Below are 16,104 nucleotides of genomic sequence, written 5' to 3' on the forward strand. Positions count from 1 at the left end.
CGCTCGGCTTGACGAGTGACACAAGGAGACCCGAATGAGCAGAAAGCAGCAGGTAGTGGTCGTGACGGGCGCGTCCGCCGGGGTGGGACGCGCAACCGCGATTGAGTTCGCGAAGCGAGGCGCGAAAGTCGCATTGCTCGCACGGGGTGAGGCGGGACTGAAGGGCGTTGCCAGCGATGTGCTCGCCGCAGGAGGAATTCCCCTCACGATTCAGGTCGACGTGGCCGATGCTGCGGCGGTGCAGCACGCCGCACGGCAGGTCGAAGAGACCTTCGGGCCAATTGATGTCTGGGTGAACAACGCCATGACGTCCGTGTTCTCACCCGTGAAGGAAATGACAGCGGATGATTTCAAACGCGTCACGGACGTCACGTACCTCGGCGTGGTGAACGGTACGCTCGCCGCACTCCAGTGGATGCTGCCCAGGAATCACGGGAGGATCGTGCAGGTCGGCAGCGCCCTCGCGTACCGTGGAATTCCCCTGCAGGCGGCGTACTGCGGCGCGAAGCACGCCATTCAGGGCTTCAACGACTCCTTACGCGCCGAGTTGCTGCACGACGGGAGCCAGGTGACCGTCGGAATGGTGCAGTTGCCCGCCTTGAACACCCCACAGTTCCGCTGGGTGAAGTCCCGACTGCCCAACGAAGCGCAGCCTGTGCCACCCATTTACCAGCCGGAAGTCGCCGCGCGCGCCATCGTCTTCGCGGCGGACACCGGACGCCGCGAGATGACGGTCGGGGGAATCAACTTCCTGCTGGTCTGGGGAAACAAGTTCTTTCCAGGCTTTGGCGACTGGTACCTTGCGAGAACGGCTGTGCAAGGACAACAGCTGGATGAACCGCTGAATGAATCCCGGCCGAACAACCTGCACGCTCCCGCAGATGACCTTCACGATCACGGCACGCACGGGGTGTTCGATCAGCGTGCCCGACCGTACAGCCGTCAACTGTGGCTGAGTGAAAACCGACGTACGATCGCCCTGGGGCTGCTTGGAGTACTCGGTGGCGCCCTGGTCATGAGGAGGAAGGCATGAATGCACAGACGCTCAGTGCGCAATGGCGTGCAGAAGAAGGCGATTTCCTGGCGGAACGACGCCGCATCGTGGGGCTGAGCTTGCTGGCCGCTGCAGCGATGGGGGCCGTCACGTTGTACCAGACTGGCCTCGTCAAGCATCTTCCCGAGCCTCCGCTGCCGTACCTGAATGCTGAAAAGGTCGACGCTTCCCCGGAAGCGTACAACCGCGTGGGCAGCGCTACGCCGGACGCGGCGCTGGGGCTGGTGAGTTACGCGGCGACCGTGATGCTGGCCACGATGGCCGGAATGGACCGGGCGCGCCAGTATCCACTGATCCCGCTTGTCCTCGCAGGAAAAGTGACGGTAGATGCCGTCAACGCCGGGTACCTCACGTGGGAGCAGATCGCGAAGCATAAAGCGCTGTGCTCGTACTGCCTGGTTGCCGCTGCGGCGAGTCTGGCAGTTGTTCCTGCGGCGTGGCCTGAAGCGCGCGCCGCGCTGAAGTATTGGCGCACCAAGCGCCACTGAACTGACAAGACCGGCCCATAGGTTACCTGGCAGCGCACCGTTGATACGAACGACGTTTGCATGAAGGCGGTCTGGAAAGTGCATCAGCCTTGCTGATGAACACCGGGCCTGCCCCGACACGCGGAAGCCACCCTCGGAGCGTGGCGTGGGGGCAGCAGCCCACCCTCCTGGCCAAAACGGGCGTTGTTCCCACCGTACCTGACCGCGGCCAGCGGCTCACTTCACCCGCCCGTAAACTCTCCCTCGGGCAGCGCGTCCGGACGGACCTCGCCGCCCTGTTGCACGACCCCAAAGTGGTGTTCCTTGACGAGCCCACCATCAGCCTTGAAGTCAGCGTCAAGGCGCGCATCCGCGAGTTTCGGCGCCACGCCAACCGTGAGTTCGGCGCGACGCTGTTGCTCACCGCACACCACCTCGGGGGTGCCGAAATGAGCAGCGACCGCGTTATTACCATCGTCGAAGGCCAGCTCGTGTTCGGCGGCGTGCCCGAGCAGTTGCGCAGAGATCTCAGACGCGGTGACCGTGTGACGCTCGTTGCGTCACGCGGAAGCGTCGCGCCTCTGAAGGCCGACCCGCGAGTTGCACGTCACTTGGACGGACGAAAAGCAGGGTCGCTTCACGGCGGTGTATGCACGCGGCGCGTTCGCACCTCCGACCTCGTCACGCGCACCCTTGCGCCCGTGCCCGCCGAGGATCTTCAGCTGCGCGAAGCGAGGATCACAGACGTCCTGTGGGAACTGTACGACCGGGGACGGCGTGACTGACCAAAGCGTTTACGTGGGCTTCGCGCGGGTGCGGTTCCGTGACCTCATCGCCAGCCTCACCCGCTTTGATTGGTATCAGGGCGTACTTCATCCACGCCGGTCAAGCCGAGGTGGGTGGCCTGCGCGCCTTCGAGGCGCTCACGTACGTCGCGGTGGCGTGGATGCTCAGATCGCTATACCAACACGCTCGACGGAGAGGTGACCGAGGACGTGCGGCGCGGCGACATCGCGCTGTTTCTGCTGCGACCGGTGGGCTACCCGTGGTCGAAACTCGTGAGCGCCGCCGGGGAGATGCTGGTGCGAGCCGGACGGTTCACGCTGCCGCAGCCAACCTGAGGCGCAGACTGCTTCCGAGCTTCACACCATGGCCTTGTGAGGCGTGGCCACGACTCGCGAGATGCCTTCGGGAGTGTGCACGAGCCAGTCCGGTCGGGCGTCTTGCAGACGCGTGAGCGTGTCGACTCCCCAGCTGACCGCGATGACCTGCACGCCCACCTCACGGCAGGCGTCCACGTCGCGCTGCTCGTCGCCGACGTACACCAACTGGTCTGCCGGCACGCTCTCGTGGTGCATCAGGCGCCGCAGCAGGCTCGCCTTGCCGAAGATGCGGTTACTGCAATACACGCGTGACACCATCGCTTCGAGGTCGTAGCGGCGCAGCACATCGCGGATGTTCTCCTCGTTGTTGGTGGACAGCACACAGACCCGCATACCCCTGCCGCGTAACTCTCGCAGCAACTCCGGAACGCCGTCGTGCAATGCGACGCGCGAGGTGACCGCGCGATAGGCGCGCGCGACCTGCACCATCAGGCCAGGCAGGCGGTGCATGGGCACGCCCAGCTGTTTGCTGCGTTCACGCACGCTCAGGCCGCGCAGCAGATGGAGGTTCTCCGGGGTCATTTCGCCGAAGCCCTGCTTTCTGGCCACTTCGTTGTACAGCTCGACCACCAGGTGCGGAGAGTCGGCGAGGGTACCGTCGAAATCAAAAACCACATGTGAAATCATGTTCAGCTCCTTTGGACATCGCACGTCCATCAACCTCATCAGCAACACTTGATGGTGACAGGTGGCACTCGCGTCGACCTGCGCCTTACGGCGTAGTGAACGATTCACGCAGTGCGAACTCACGGGCATCCTCGGGAGGACTGACTCCACGAAGAGATTCTGGAGATGGGAGTGCGTGGCGCGTGACACGCCGAGCGCGAGCCAGCCGGAGGCGCGGGGTTCGACCGAGTTGCGAGGGCTACACGGGTGTTGGTGACGCAAAGTAAGAGTTGGGGGCGTCGACACGTGCCCACTTGAGGCCTACCCCAAGGAGACAAAGGCCATGGAAGTGCGAATGATCCCGACCGTTTCCTCGAGTGTGGTCAAGCAGCCAGGAGTGCGTGTAGCGCGCCGAGCAGGCCGCCGATCACGACGACCAAAGCGGGGTTCACGCGCCAGCGGTATAGCACCAGGAGCGCCACAACGGCCAGCGCCAGCGTGAACGCGTCATGGAGGGCTCCCCGCGACAGCGTCAGCACTCCGGACGCCATCAGGCCCGCCCCGACCGGCACCAGCGCCCGGCGTGCCGCCTGTGCCCAAGGCGTGTGACTCACCGATGACCAGAGGCGGGTGACGCTCAGCGCGATCAGCAGGGGCGGACCGAACATGCCCAGCCCGGCCATCAGCGCGCCCGGCAGCCCGGCCACGCGGTGCCCGTAGAAGAAGACGGCGAGCATGTTCGGCCCTGGCGCGAGTTGCCCAAGCGCGTACCCATCGGTGAATTCCCGCGGGGTGAGCCAGTCGTGCACCTCGGTGAGCTGGCGTGCCATTTCCGGCAGGACCGCGAAGGCCGCGCCGACGCTGAGGAGCCCCAACCGGGCGAAGACCAGCAGCAGTTCGAGGAGTTCACTCACGCTTCCCGCCTTCCTCGCTGCCGGGCCGGTTTGCCCACAGCGCGTACGGCAGCAGGGTCAAGAGTACCCAGGCGATGTTGACACGCCACAACCCGACTGCAAGGAACGCGACGAGCACGACGGACAGGCCATGGCGTGAGCGCAGCGCGGCGGGCAGGGTTTGCAGCACGACCACGCCAAGCACTGCGACGGCGGCGCTCGCCACGCCGCTCAAGGCACCGCGCAGGTAGGGGTTGTCGTTCACCGGAAAGGACGTGTACAGCGCGGCGAGCGTCAGGATGACCAGCATGCCCGGTGTCAGCACGGCCAGCAGCGACACGAGCGCACCGGCCGGGCCACCGAGGCGCGCGCCGACGAACGTCGCGAGATTGGAGAAATTCGGTCCGGGCGTGAGTTGTGCGAACGTCACGCCCTCCAGGAAGTCCTCCTCGCTCAACCACCCGCGCTTGCGGACCACCGCGGCGTGAATGAAGGGAGCGCCACCCCCGCCGAGGGCGGTGCAGCCGATCAGCAGGAACTCGCGAAAGAGCTGCGGGAGAGGGACTTGGACCGCAGAGGATTCGACCGTTTGGGCTTCTTGCATAGGGTGGGTTTCACTCTCGATGAGGTCACCGGTGTTGATGCTGAGGGTGATTCACGAGCGGCACGTCAGGTGGAGCGGCGTTGCGTGGCTTGCCACCAGCGGACGACGAGCGGGCCGACCAGGATCAGCACGACGATGACCAGGATGGTCGCGCTGATGGGACGCGTGAGGAAGACGCTGAAATCCCCCTGGGAGATCGACAAGGCCCGGCGGAGTTGCTGCTCGGCAAGGGGCCCGAGGATCATGCCGACCACGGCGGGCGCGACGGGAATGTCGAAGCGGCGCATCAGAAAGCCGATTACGCCGATCACGAACAGCAGCATCAGGTCGAAGACGCTGTTGTTCAGGCTGTACGTGCCGAGCGTCGCGAACACCAGAATCCCGCCGTACAGCAAGGGGCGGGGAATTTCGAGGAGACGAGCCCACAATGGCGCGAGCGGCAGGTTCAGGACCAGCAGCATGACGTTCCCGATGTACAGACTGGCAATCAGGCCCCACACCAGCGTGGGGTTGCTGGTGAACAGCAGCGGGCCGGGTTGCAGGCCGTACTGCTGGAACGCGGCGAGGAGAATCGCTGCGGTCGCGCTGGTCGGCAGGCCCAGCGCGAGCAGCGGGACGAGCACGCCCGCCGCGGCGGCATTGTTCGCCGCTTCCGGCCCGGCCACCCCTTCGATGGCGCCGTTCCCGAATTCTTCCTTGCGCTTGGACAGGCGTTTCTCGAGCAGGTAGGAAATGAAGGTCGGCATTTCCGCGCCGCCCGCGGGGAGCGCACCAAACGGGAAGCCCAGTAAGGTGCCGCGCAGCCAGGGTTTCCAGCTTCTCGCGAAGTCCTCCCGGGTCATGCTGACACGCTCGCGCACGCGAATGACGGCGTCCTGCACGGTGCGCAGGCGTGAGGCAACGTACAGCGTCTCCCCCACCGCGAAGAGGCCCACGATGACGACGACCACGTCGATCCCGTCGAGCAGTTCGGCGCGTCCCAGCGCGAAGCGCGCCTGTCCGCTCTGCAGGTCGATGCCGACGAGACCCAGGCCGAGGCCGAAGAGCAGGCTGACCAGGCCGCGCAGGACGCTCGAGCCCAGCAGGGCGGACACGGCCGTGAACGCGAGGAGCATCAACGTGAAGTACTCGGCCGGGCCGAACTTCAGGGCCACTTCGACCATGGCGGGCGCGGCGAACGTCAGGGCGAGCGTGCCGAGCGTACCCGCGATGAACGAGCCGATTGCGGCGGTGGCGAGGGCGGTGGCGGCGCGTCCGTTGCGGGCCATTTTGTTGCCCTCGATGGCCGCGACGATGCTGGCGCTCTCCCCGGGTGTCTTGAGGAGGATGCTGGTGGTCGACCCGCCGAACATCCCGCCGTAATAGATGCCGGCGAACATGATGAACGCGCTGGTCGGTTCGAGGGTGAGGGTGACGGGCAGCAGCAGCGCGACGGTGAGGGCCGGGCCGATGCCGGGAAGGACACCCACGGCCGTGCCGAGGACCGTGCCGACCAGCGCCCACAGCAGGTTCATGGGCGTGAGGGCCGTCTGGAATCCGGCGAAGAGTGCGGTGAGGGTTTCCACGATCAGAGCAGGCCTTTCAGGATGCCGTCGGGCAGGTTCAGGCCGAGACCGCGGGTGAACACCACGTACACCAGCACGGCGAGGATCACGGCGATGGCCAGGTCACGCAGGGGCTTCCTGGACTGGAAGCCGCGCGCGACGCACCAGAACAGGGCGATGGACGCGACGACGAACCCGCCCACATTCATGAGGAGCATGTCGAGCAGGATGCCAAGCGCAATCCAGCCCATCGCGGCCCAGTTGTTCGGGGCGTTGGGGTCGGCGTCTTCCTCCGCGGCGGGTTCCGCGCGCCCGCCGCGCAGCGCGTCGATGGTGAGGAGCACCCCGACGATGAGCAGGCCGGTGGCGACGACGTAGGGGAAGAAGCGCGGGCCGACCTGCGAGTACCCGGTGGTCGCCTGAATCTGGAGGGTGCCGAGCAGGAACAGCCCGCCCAGGGCGGTGACGCCCAGCGCGAGGGCCAGGTCGGCCAGGGAAATGCCCCGCTTTCGCGGGGCGCTTTGTGGGTTGTTCAACTTACTTCACCAGGCCGATGGACTGCAGCACCTTCTTGGCGCGTGCCTGCTCGGACTTCAGGAACGCGTCGTACTTCTCACCGCTGAGGTACAGGTCCGTCCAGTTGTTCTTGGCGAGGACTTCCTTCCATTCCTTGCTGGCGTGCATCTTGTCGAATACCGCCGTGAGTTCCTTACGGTGCGCGTCGCTGATGCCGGGCGCAGCGACGATACCGCGCCAGTTCATCAGTTCCACGTCGAGGCCCTGCTCGGCGAAGGTGGGGATGTTCACGCCGGGTACGCGTTTCGCGCTGGAAATGCCGAGGGCGCGCAGCTTGCCGGACTTGATGTGTTCGGCCATCTCGCCGTACCCGTTGATGCCCATCGTAACTTGATTGCCGAGCAGCGCGGCGAGGGATTCACCACCGCCGGAGTGCGCGATATAGTTGATCTTGGCGGGGTCCACGCCGGCTTCCTGCGCGAGCAGGCCGGCGAGCATGTGGTCAGTGCCGCCCGCGCTGCCACCGGCGATGGAGACGGCGCCGGGGTTCTTCTTCCACGCGGCGGCGAGGTCCGCCATGGTCTTGTGCGGGCTGGCGGCGGGCACGACGATGACCTCGTACTCGCCGGTGAGGCGCGCGATGGGTGTCACGTTTTCCAGCGTGGCTTTGCTCTTGTTGGTTTCGATGGCGCCGACCATGATCAGGCCCATCGCCATCAGGGAGTTCGGGCTGCCCTTCTGGTTGTTGAACTGCGCGAGGCCGATGGTGCCGCCCGCGCCAGGCACGTTGTACACCTGGACGTTCTTGGCAAGTTTGGTGTCCTGCAGAACCTGTTGAACGTTGCGGGACGTCTGGTCCCAGCCGCCGCCGGGCGCGGCGGGGGCCATGATGCGAACGCTGTCGAGCGTCTGGGCCGACGTGAAGAGGGAAGCCATCAGGGCAAGGGCGGCAAAGGTGCGTTTGGTGTTCATGATTCCTCCTTGGGGAACGTGAGTTTGGGGTACTTGAGTATGGGCTGGGCTGTTGCGTGTGAATTCGGGTTGTTCAGACGGAGGCGGGCTGGTTGGCGCGCACGTAGCGGGCGGCGCTTTCCCCGGCGAGCTTGCCGAACACCGCGCCGGACATCAGGCCTGAGCCGCCCGGGTAGTTCTGGTAGAAGATTCCGCCGATCATCTCACCTGCGGCGAACAGGCCGGGAATCGGCTGGTCCTCGGCGTCGAGCACTTCACCGCTGGTGCTGGCCTTGATCCCGCCGAACGCGAAGGTGATGCCGCAGGTGACCGGGAAGGCGTAAAAGGGGCCTTGCTCGATGCGCTGCGCCCAGTTTGTCTTGGGGGGCGTGATACCGCTGGTGCCCTTGGCGTCCTTGATGGTGGGGTTGTAGTCACCGTCCTGCACGGCGGTGTTGTATTCCTGAATCGTCTTGAGGAACTGCGCTTTGTCCACGTCGAGCTGCGCGACGAGTTCCTCGAGGGTGTCCGCCTGGTAGAGGGTTGCTTCTTCGAGGTTGTATTCCTTGCGCAGCATGGGGCGGACTTGCGCGTCGAAAATCTGGTAGGCGACGTGGCCGGGCTGTTTGAGGATCTCACGGCCGTACTTGGCGTAAGTGTAGTTGCGGAAGTCGGCGCCTTCGTCGACGAAGCGCAGCCCGTCGCGGTTGAGCATGATGCCGAGCGGGTAGGAGTGCTTCTTGTAGATGTCGCCGGGTTTGGTGAAGTCCCCGACTTTGGGGGCGCCGGCGTCGGTGCCGATGGCGTGGCAGCCGGAGTACTCGCCGTAGCGTTGCGCGCCGACTTCGACGGCCATGCGGATGCCGTCGCCGGTGTTGTACTCGCTGCCGCGCACGATGGCGGCGTTCCATTCGGCGCCGATGTGCTGGGCGCGAAGTTCCTTGTTCGCTTCGAAGCTGCCGCTGGCGAGGATGACGCTGGTGGCGGGAATGGTGCGTTGGTCGTCGCCTTGCTGCACGATCACGCCGGCGATGCGGTCGTCTTTCGTCACGAGTTGCACCGCCCGAGTGTCGTACCAGACGTCGATGTCGAGTTCTTCGGCGCGCTCGTTCAGGCGCTGGATCAAGCCAATGCCTTTCCCGTCGGTTTTGACGGGCAGGCCACCCCAGAAGTGGTGCTTGCCGTCCTTGAGAAAGGACTGGTTGTCGTAGATCAGGTCGAAGACGACACCTTGCTGGTGCATCCACTTGATGGTGTCGAGGGAGCGGCTGACGAGCTGCCGGGCGAGCGCCGGGTCGCTTTGACTGCCAGTGACACGCATCAGGTCACCGTAGTAGTCGTCTTCGGCGTAACCGGGCATGACGATCTTGTCGGCTTCCTCGTCGTCGATGCGTGGGATGACCTGGCGAATGTCGCTCAGGTCGTTGTAGGCGAAGCGGATGGCGCCGTCAGTGAAGTAGGAGTTGCCGCCGCGCTTATGGAGCGGTCCGCGCTCGAGGACGAGGACGCGGGCGCCCTGGAGGCGCGCGGCGATGGCGGCGCAGAGGGCAGCATTGCCGGCACCGACGACGATGGAGTCGTACTGGTTGGCGTGATTCGGTGTTGCAGTCGGTGAGTGCATGATCCTCTCCTGCTGGGTGACGCTCAAATGTTGTTTCGCTGAGTATCCCACTGTATACAATGGAATGCAAGCGGGGAGAGCTGTCGCGCCTCTCCAATCCTTCGGCTACGCTGTCAGCATCACACCAGGACAAGGACCACCGCATGCCCCTCCCTCCCATCAACATCCCCACTCACACCTCTCTCGCTGATGGCGTCCACGAAGCCCTGCGCGCCGCCATCATCCGTGGTGTCCTCGACGCCGGAGTGAAACTCACCGAAGTCTCCCTCGCAGGGCACCTCAACGTCAGCCGCACCCCCATCCGTGAAGCGCTGCGTCGGCTGCAGGCCGAAGGCCTCCTCGTTCCCAGCGGGCGCAGCCTGATGGTCTCCGAAGTGAGCCTCGAGGCCCTCGCGGAACTGTGCGTCGTACGAGAAGCCCTCGAAGGCCTCGCCGCGCGGCTCGCCGCCAGCCAGCGCAACGACATCGACCTGTGGGTGCTTGCCGACCTCAACAACAGCATGCACCGCGCTGTCGAGGAAGACGACTTCCAGACCGTGATCCGCACCAACCACGCCTTCCACAGCACCGTCTGGCAAGCGGCCCACAACGGCTACCTCACCACGCGGCTCGCCGAACTGCGTGAAACCATCGAACGCATGCAGACCAGCACCCTGCACACTCACGAGCGGCGCGTGGAGGCCCTGCAGGAACACGAAGAGATACTCCTGGCGATCAAAAGCTCAGACGCGGATGGGGCCGAACGCGTCACCCGCGAGCACTTCCGCAAAGCCGAGGCCATCAGGCTACGCCAGCTGCGCTTGAAGGCCGCCCACCAACTCTCGGCGTTATCCGCGCAAACAAGCCATCAATAAATTGTCCGATCCGGCCCGATGCTGGGTCAGCTCCACGGCCATCCTGATCCTTCTGATCCGATTCCCTCCGCACCAGCAGCCCGAGAATGACCTGAACGCAGGAGCCCACATCACCTGCCAGTCCAAATCGGATTTCCTCTAATTCTGCCAATTCTCCGGCGATCGGAAGTTCATTGGCGCGAGACAGAGCCTCCCGCAAAACTGCCTGTGAAATACATCTTCACCACGCCTGAAGCGCGGTTCTCCAGCTTGCTGGCCGCCACGACGGTCCACGCCCAGCATGGAAACGGCACCGCCGCCAACGCGTCGTTCGCTCGCACGCATGGCGCGGAACTGCTGATCGCCGTACGTCCCCGTATGTTCCAATCTGTCAAGCGCGAACAAGGAGCGTAGCAGCCACCGAACACGATCTTGTCGCCGAATGACAGTCAGTCTGGGGTATAAGGGGTCACCATCGAGCCGAGCACTTCGAGGTGCTGCCCGCCGGGTTGCACGAGGATCACGCCGTCCACTCTGGTCTGCGTGGCCGGAATGGCGTGTGTCAGGATGACCTACACGACCTCGTCGGTGGTTGAGGCTGAGCCAAGCGCTGGTGAGCTCACGGGTTCGCTGCTCGGCGGTCATTGCCGCAGGTTGGTGGCAGTACCTTCCCTTCCACCCAGCGCCAGCTTCCCAAAGCGGTCCGTACCCGCCGGGGCGAGCGGGTGACGGTGCTGCCCGCGGGAAGGTCCCGCAAGACCAGCTTCTTGGAGGACAGCTGATCGTTCGGGTGCAGAACGTCACGCGCACCGAACGGTCCGGGTGCGTCAGGTCCGCACCGCACGACATCACTCAATGGCTCTCCATCCAGAGCCGGAATACTTCAGACGGTTGCGGAGGAGCGAGCAGGAAACCCTGTACGGCTGTGACACCCAGCGACGCCAGAAAACACTGCTGGTATTCGTTTTCTACTCCCTCGGCAATGACGTCCAGGTTCAGCGCGTGAGCCATGTGCACAACGGCCGTGACCAGCGCTTCGTCCCGACCGGGTCGCTCGCGGGCCTGTAAGTCATTCACGAGCGCCCGATCGATTTTCACACCGTCAACTGGATCGTGCTTGAGGGCCGCGAAGCTCGTGAAGCCCGAGCCGAAATCGTCAATCACGACCCGCACTCCGAGCGCTTTCAAGTCCTGCAGGGTGGAGCGGGCGCGGTGCGGGTGGCGAGCCAGCATCTCCTCGTTCACTTCAAGTTCCAGCAGATGAGGCGGCAAGCCGCTGCACTCCAGCGCCTCATGAATGGACCTTGACAGGTTGGGGTGGGCGAACTGGCGGGCGCTGAGATTTACGGCGACCATCCGGCCATGCCAGGTGGTCGCTTCCTGACAGGCTTGCGCGAGCACCCACGCGCCGATGGGCAAGCTCAGCCCTGTGGCTTCGGCGAGTGGCAGAAACTCAGCGGGCGGCACATTCCCGAAGTGCGGGTGCTGCCAGCGCAGGAACGTCTCAGCGCCACGAACCTGCCCGCCTGCCGTGGTTTGTGGTTGGTACACCAACTTGAACTGCCCCAAGGCGAGGGCTTGGTGTAATGCACTTTCCAGCGTGGCAGGCGCCCGCCGTTCACTCTGGTGATTGTGGATTTCGAAGCCACTCCCACGCACTTTCGCGTCGTACATGGCCTTATCGGCCTGCTCGAACAGCGCTTCGTACGTCAGGGCGTCATCGGGGTACACCGCGAAACCCACGCTGGGCCGTACGTGGAGTTCATGCCCTGACAGCGCGAAGACCGGCTCGAATGCTCGAAGGACGCGTCGCGCGACGCTCAGCACCGTTTGTGGCCGGTCAGCGTCACGAATCAGCAGCACAAACTCGTCCCCGCCCATGCGGGCGACGGTGTCCTGCCCGTTCATGACGACTTCCAGGCGACGCGCGACTTCCACGAGGAGCTGGTCGCCGATGTGGTGACCGAAGGTGTCGTTGATCTGCTTGAACTTATTCAGGTCGATGACACCCAGAGCGAGTTGGGTGCCTTGCTGCACGGCGAGCTCGAGCGCGACACGAAACCGGTCGGCCAGCAGCAGGCGGTTGGGCAGGCCGGTCAAGGGGTCGTACAACGCTTGCCGTTCAAGCTCGCGGAGTCTCGCGGTCGCTTCGCGTTCCAGCTCTTCTTTGGCAAGACGTTGCGCGTCGTACTTCTGATGTTGCGCTTCCAGTTCAGCCTTGGCGCGCTCGAGTTCATACTGGGTGGTGAGTTGACGGGTCTGGCGGTACGCTTCCGCAGTCAGAACGTCTGAGTCGACCTGGTTGGCGCGGCGAGAAACAGCGAGCGCCAGGCTTGGTTGGTCGAGCCGTTCGAGGGCGTCGGTCAGCAGGTGCAGGATTCGGCCGAGGGTACGATTGCGTCCACTTTCCTCCGCGAGTTGTACGCCTTCTTCCAGCACCTGCCTGGCCAGCTCGGGTGTATCGCATTGCAGGTGCGTTTCAGCTTGGCTGAGGATGATCTCGAGCAGGGTGTCCGTGTCGTTGTGTTCACGCGCGAAGCGCATCGCCTGCGCGAAGGCATCCAGAGCGGATGCACGGTCGTGACGATCACGGTGCAGTAACCCGAGCGGATGCAACGCGATCGCCGGGAATACACCCTCACCTCCTGCGCACTCCAGGGCGTGACGCAGAAGCTGCTCGGCGTGATCGTAGTGCCCCTGGCGGCGCCGGAAGTCTCCGTAGTTGGCGCATAAGATCACCTCTCCGATACGCTGCTGGGACTCACGCGCGAGACGCAGGGCCGTCTGATAATGCTCTTCTGCCGACCCGGTTTGTTCGAGGGCATCGTACACTCGCGCGAGATTTGCGGCGAGCATGGAGGCGCGCTTGCGGTCACTTTGCTCATCGATAATGCCGAGTGCTTTCAGCAGATAATCCAGAGCGAAGTTGTACTGGCCGAGGTCGGTGTAAAGAGCGCCGAGGTTGCACAGAATGGCCGCTTCGCCGTTCAGGTCGTGCGTTTCGCGGCGCAATTCAAGCGCTTCACGCAGGTGAAAAAGAGCGGCGTGACTGTCGCCGTGCGCATGCTCAATTCGGGCCATGCCATTCAAGGCTTTGGCCAACAAAGCGCGATCACGCGTATCACGCGCGATACTGGCAGCCTGCTCGAACAACAGCATGGCACGCTGATCGTCCAGACCGCATTGCGACAGGGCTTCTTCCAGGATGGTGTGGCCAGCGTAAGGTGTAGGCAGGCGATTGGACATAGACACCCTGACAGGAGCGTGGCGTGCCACGCTCCTGTCTTCTTGAAACTTTTATTTTGGCTGAGCCATCAGGTTTGCGACGTCCAGACGGCCTTGTTGACTGCTGCTCTTCAACGTTTCGCTCAAGCGGCTCGCGTTTGCGCCCTCTGCAAGCGCGAGGGCGACCGCGCCACTCACCAAGGGCGTGCTGAAGCTCGTTCCGGAGGCGTTCACGAGACGCTGGCCAGGGTAAGCAGTGGTCATGTTCACACCGGGAGCGACGACTTCACTGCCGGCATTGCTCCAGCTCACGGCGTTTCCAGCTTGATCGACTGCACCGACGCTGAGCGACATCCGACCAGCGGCATCCGGGTTCCCCATATGCCAGGCGGGTGATTGTGGCTTGGACTCGCCTGCGTTCCCACTCGCGCCGAGCACAATCACGCCTTGTTCGGTCGCACTGACGATGGCGTCACGCACACCGCCCGTCGAGGTGCTGGTCCCGAGGCTCAGATTGATGACCCGCGCGCCTTGCGCGGCCGCGTCACGAATGGCTTGCGCGACGGCCTTGTCAAGGCCACTCCCATCCGGGGAGAGGACACGCATGGGCAGGATCGTCGCGGCTGGCGCGACTTGACGGATGAGGCCGGCGACGGCGCTACCATGACCATAAGCCAGGTCGTGGTCTCCCCCCTCCTCACGCGCACCCTGGCGATTGTTTATGTAGTCATGGCCAGGAAGGAGGGCGCCTTTGAGCATGGGATGCTCGAAGTCCACGCCCGTGTCGATGACCGCGACAATCACCCCTTGCCCCATCTTGGACGCGAGGTCCTGAATGCGGTCAAGTCCGATGAGCTTGAAGGCAGCGCTGTTTTCCGGGGCCGGTTGAAAGGTGCCGTCAGCCCACCAACGCGAACCGTCCGCCCACCAACGGGTGCCGTCGGCCCACCAGCGCGAGCCGTCCGCCCACCAGCGCGAGCCGTCGGCCCACCATCGGGAACCGTCCGCGATGAATACCCGAGTATCGCCCAACGCGACGCTTTGAATCTGAATGGGGGTTGAAGGAGAACCAGCCGGGAAGCCAGCGTATTGTCCGCATGCGGCGAGGCTGAGGAACAGGGGAATGAGTACGGCGCGGTTGCGCATGAAGCTCCTTAGTCAGCCGCGTGCTTGACAGCGGCCGTGCTGGTGTAGGTAGCGATGTGCTCGAGGATGGAGGTGAAGTTATCTGCCTTGAAGGAGAACGTTCGTGCATGGGCAGGCGAACCTTCCGGAGCAATCTGTACGCGGAAGTGGTCATCCTGGCGCAGGATGCGGGTCATACTGCCGCTGTGCTCGATGGTATTCCAGGTGGTTTGAAATGCAGGGCAGCAACTCATCAGCTTCCTGAACAGCCACCGGTCGTAAATACTCAGTTCGCCGTTATGACCGACCGGCATGATGAATGTGACGGCCCATCCGCCCAGCGCGGCGTTGCGGTACTGGGTGGAGATATGCTCCGCCTTGCTGCGCGCGTCATGCATGATCCAATCAAGTGTCTGCGTCAAGGTGTTGTGGTCCTCGAACTGCCACTTTTCTTCATCGCTTTCAATGCTGATGCTGCTCGTGGTGAGGGCGCCCGTCCGTTCGATCGTGACCGTCAGCGGAATGCCCTGGTCGTTGTCCGTGCGGGTAATTCGTTGCACGGTGCCTCCTGTTGACTCTGGCAAAGGCCGCTTCCAGGGAAGACGGCAGCGGTGCTCTCCGGGGTAAGGCGGAAAGCGTGACTAATAGCCGGTCGCACCACTGGCTCCACGCGTCCCAGGTGCCCGTGTACAGGACGACGCTTCAAAGCTTCTATCAGTCAGAGAGTCACTCTGTCCTGATGACTTCAGCATAACAAACCGTGATTTCGTTGTAAATGTGAGATGGAAGTTAGAAGACTGGACGGTCCGAGCCTGTGGGCTTCCTGAGGTGCACCTGTTGTTCCTCTACGGGGTTCAGAACTCCGAGAATAACCGGCAGTGCTTCAGGAGTTGCTTCCAGGTTCTGACCTTGCACATGCGAGGGGCGAGCAAACTGGAGGCAAGGAAGGGAAAGCGACGAAGAACCTGGACTGTCGACGTCGACGAAGCCGTTGTGCTGGCCGTTCTGCGGAGCGAAGTCAGCGTTGCCCAAGCCGCACGGCGGCGTGGCGTCAGCGAGCGCCTCCCGGTGGTGAAGGGTGACCCGCTGCTGTGGTGTCAGTCGTTCGAAAATCTGCTGTCCAACGCGGTGAAGTACACCTCGAAACGAGAAATCGCTTGTATCGGGATTCAGGCAGAAGTGAAGGGTGAAAGCGTCGTTTTTTCGGTGACGGATAACGGTGCGGGCTTCGATCCGCGCTTTCAGAAACGGCTTTTTGATGTGTTTCAACGCTTGCATCGCAAGGATCAGTTCCGGGGAGCCGGGGTGGGACTCGCAACGGTACGGCGGATGGTGGAGCGTCATCATGGCCGCATCTGGGCAGAAGGGCGCCTGGGTGAGCGGGCCACGTTTTACCTGCAACTCCCCAGATAACGCCTCGCAGCACATCCTCTGCCGGACAGCAGGTCATTCAGCCTGACCTGTCCGAAAGAGAAGAACGGGAGTCTGCAGGTCTGCTTTTC

At 63.8% G+C, this 16,104-nt stretch carries 18 protein-coding genes and 1 riboswitch; of the genes, 7 read left to right on the forward strand and 11 right to left on the reverse strand.

Annotated elements, in window-relative coordinates; all coding sequences use genetic code 11:
• Window positions 1-34: 34 nt before the first annotated feature.
• The 4 genes from DEIPE_RS20520 to DEIPE_RS24260 all read left to right on the forward strand — a co-directional run bounded on the left by DEIPE_RS20520 (window position 35) and on the right by DEIPE_RS24260 (window position 2,642).
• Window positions 35-1,033 (forward strand): SDR family oxidoreductase, encoded by a 999-nt coding sequence (locus tag DEIPE_RS20520; protein ID WP_015231469.1) that lies wholly within the window; start codon window positions 35-37, stop codon window positions 1,031-1,033.
• Window positions 1,030-1,542, forward strand: coding sequence for a vitamin K epoxide reductase family protein (locus DEIPE_RS20525; RefSeq protein ID WP_015231470.1), 513 nt, complete (start codon window positions 1,030-1,032; stop codon window positions 1,540-1,542). The genes DEIPE_RS20520 and DEIPE_RS20525 overlap by 4 nt, the downstream gene beginning before the upstream one ends.
• 140 nt (window positions 1,543-1,682) lie before the next feature.
• A complete protein-coding gene (locus DEIPE_RS22765; RefSeq protein WP_157449117.1) occupies window positions 1,683-2,306 on the forward strand; it encodes a hypothetical protein in 624 nt (207 codons plus the stop codon).
• Window positions 2,307-2,504: 198 nt separating this feature from the next.
• Window positions 2,505-2,642, forward strand: coding sequence for a hypothetical protein (locus tag DEIPE_RS24260; protein WP_157449118.1), 138 nt, complete (start codon window positions 2,505-2,507; stop codon window positions 2,640-2,642).
• 21 nt (window positions 2,643-2,663) lie between these two features.
• Here DEIPE_RS24260 and DEIPE_RS20535 read toward each other — a convergent pair whose 3' ends face one another.
• The 7 genes from DEIPE_RS20535 to tcuA form a co-directional block, all read right to left on the reverse strand.
• On the reverse strand, window positions 2,664-3,311 hold the full coding sequence (locus DEIPE_RS20535; RefSeq protein WP_015231471.1) for an HAD hydrolase-like protein: 648 nt from the start codon (window positions 3,309-3,311) through the stop codon (window positions 2,664-2,666).
• Window positions 3,312-3,673: 362 nt separating this feature from the next.
• The gene (locus tag DEIPE_RS20540; protein ID WP_015231472.1) at window positions 3,674-4,204 is read right to left on the reverse strand and encodes a chromate transporter; all 531 of its coding nucleotides are present in this window, start codon (window positions 4,202-4,204) and stop codon (window positions 3,674-3,676) included.
• Complete coding sequence (locus DEIPE_RS20545) at window positions 4,197-4,787, reverse strand: chromate transporter (RefSeq protein ID WP_015231473.1); 591 nt, start codon at window positions 4,785-4,787, stop codon at window positions 4,197-4,199. The genes DEIPE_RS20540 and DEIPE_RS20545 overlap by 8 nt, the downstream gene beginning before the upstream one ends.
• Window positions 4,788-4,852: 65 nt before the next feature.
• Window positions 4,853-6,352, reverse strand: a complete 1,500-nt coding sequence (locus DEIPE_RS20550; RefSeq protein ID WP_015231474.1) for a tripartite tricarboxylate transporter permease — start codon at window positions 6,350-6,352, stop codon at window positions 4,853-4,855.
• Between the two features lie 2 nt (window positions 6,353-6,354).
• The gene (locus tag DEIPE_RS20555) at window positions 6,355-6,867 is read right to left on the reverse strand and encodes a tripartite tricarboxylate transporter TctB family protein (protein ID WP_015231475.1); all 513 of its coding nucleotides are present in this window, start codon (window positions 6,865-6,867) and stop codon (window positions 6,355-6,357) included.
• Between the two features lies 1 nt (window position 6,868).
• Window positions 6,869-7,819 carry a Bug family tripartite tricarboxylate transporter substrate binding protein gene (locus tag DEIPE_RS20560; RefSeq protein ID WP_015231476.1) on the reverse strand — a complete coding sequence of 317 codons (951 nt, stop codon included), beginning with the start codon at window positions 7,817-7,819 and terminating at the stop codon, window positions 6,869-6,871.
• A gap of 73 nt (window positions 7,820-7,892) precedes the next feature.
• Window positions 7,893-9,419, reverse strand: a complete 1,527-nt coding sequence (gene tcuA, locus DEIPE_RS20565; protein ID WP_015231477.1) for an FAD-dependent tricarballylate dehydrogenase TcuA — start codon at window positions 9,417-9,419, stop codon at window positions 7,893-7,895.
• Between the two features lie 143 nt (window positions 9,420-9,562).
• Here tcuA and DEIPE_RS20570 point away from each other — a divergent pair, with 143 nt between their 5' ends.
• Together DEIPE_RS20570 and DEIPE_RS24265 are read left to right on the forward strand one after the other, a co-directional pair.
• Window positions 9,563-10,273 (forward strand): GntR family transcriptional regulator, encoded by a 711-nt coding sequence (locus DEIPE_RS20570; RefSeq protein WP_015231478.1) that lies wholly within the window; start codon window positions 9,563-9,565, stop codon window positions 10,271-10,273.
• Window positions 10,274-10,480: 207 nt separating this feature from the next.
• The gene (locus DEIPE_RS24265; RefSeq protein ID WP_041231822.1) at window positions 10,481-10,666 is read left to right on the forward strand and encodes a hypothetical protein; all 186 of its coding nucleotides are present in this window, start codon (window positions 10,481-10,483) and stop codon (window positions 10,664-10,666) included.
• Window positions 10,667-10,871: 205 nt separating this feature from the next.
• On the opposite strand, the gene DEIPE_RS24270 is transcribed toward DEIPE_RS24265, so the two are convergent.
• Genes DEIPE_RS24270 through DEIPE_RS20595 form a run of 4 tightly spaced genes read right to left on the reverse strand, consistent with a single transcriptional unit; the run spans window position 10,872 to window position 15,162 of the window.
• Window positions 10,872-11,108, reverse strand: a complete 237-nt coding sequence (locus DEIPE_RS24270) for a PAS domain-containing protein (RefSeq protein ID WP_041231823.1) — start codon at window positions 11,106-11,108, stop codon at window positions 10,872-10,874.
• Window positions 11,105-13,498: an EAL domain-containing protein gene (locus tag DEIPE_RS20585; RefSeq protein WP_015231480.1), complete on the reverse strand. Its 2,394-nt coding sequence runs from the start codon at window positions 13,496-13,498 to the stop codon at window positions 11,105-11,107. Before DEIPE_RS20585 ends, DEIPE_RS24270 begins: the two co-directional genes overlap by 4 nt.
• A gap of 51 nt (window positions 13,499-13,549) precedes the next feature.
• Window positions 13,550-14,623 (reverse strand): S8 family peptidase, encoded by a 1,074-nt coding sequence (locus tag DEIPE_RS22770; protein ID WP_015231481.1) that lies wholly within the window; start codon window positions 14,621-14,623, stop codon window positions 13,550-13,552.
• Between the two features lie 8 nt (window positions 14,624-14,631).
• Window positions 14,632-15,162: a hypothetical protein gene (locus DEIPE_RS20595; RefSeq protein WP_015231482.1), complete on the reverse strand. Its 531-nt coding sequence runs from the start codon at window positions 15,160-15,162 to the stop codon at window positions 14,632-14,634.
• Between the two features lie 77 nt (window positions 15,163-15,239).
• Window positions 15,240-15,324: riboswitch (cyclic di-GMP riboswitch) on the reverse strand.
• A 193-nt stretch (window positions 15,325-15,517) separates the two neighbouring features.
• Between DEIPE_RS20595 and DEIPE_RS20600 the strand changes: the two genes are divergently transcribed.
• Window positions 15,518-16,015 carry a sensor histidine kinase gene (locus DEIPE_RS20600; protein ID WP_041231824.1) on the forward strand — a complete coding sequence of 166 codons (498 nt, stop codon included), beginning with the start codon at window positions 15,518-15,520 and terminating at the stop codon, window positions 16,013-16,015.
• Window positions 16,016-16,104 lie beyond the last annotated feature (89 nt).

This window comes from Deinococcus peraridilitoris DSM 19664 (assembly GCF_000317835.1).
Taxonomy (GTDB): domain Bacteria; phylum Deinococcota; class Deinococci; order Deinococcales; family Deinococcaceae; genus Deinococcus_A; species Deinococcus_A peraridilitoris.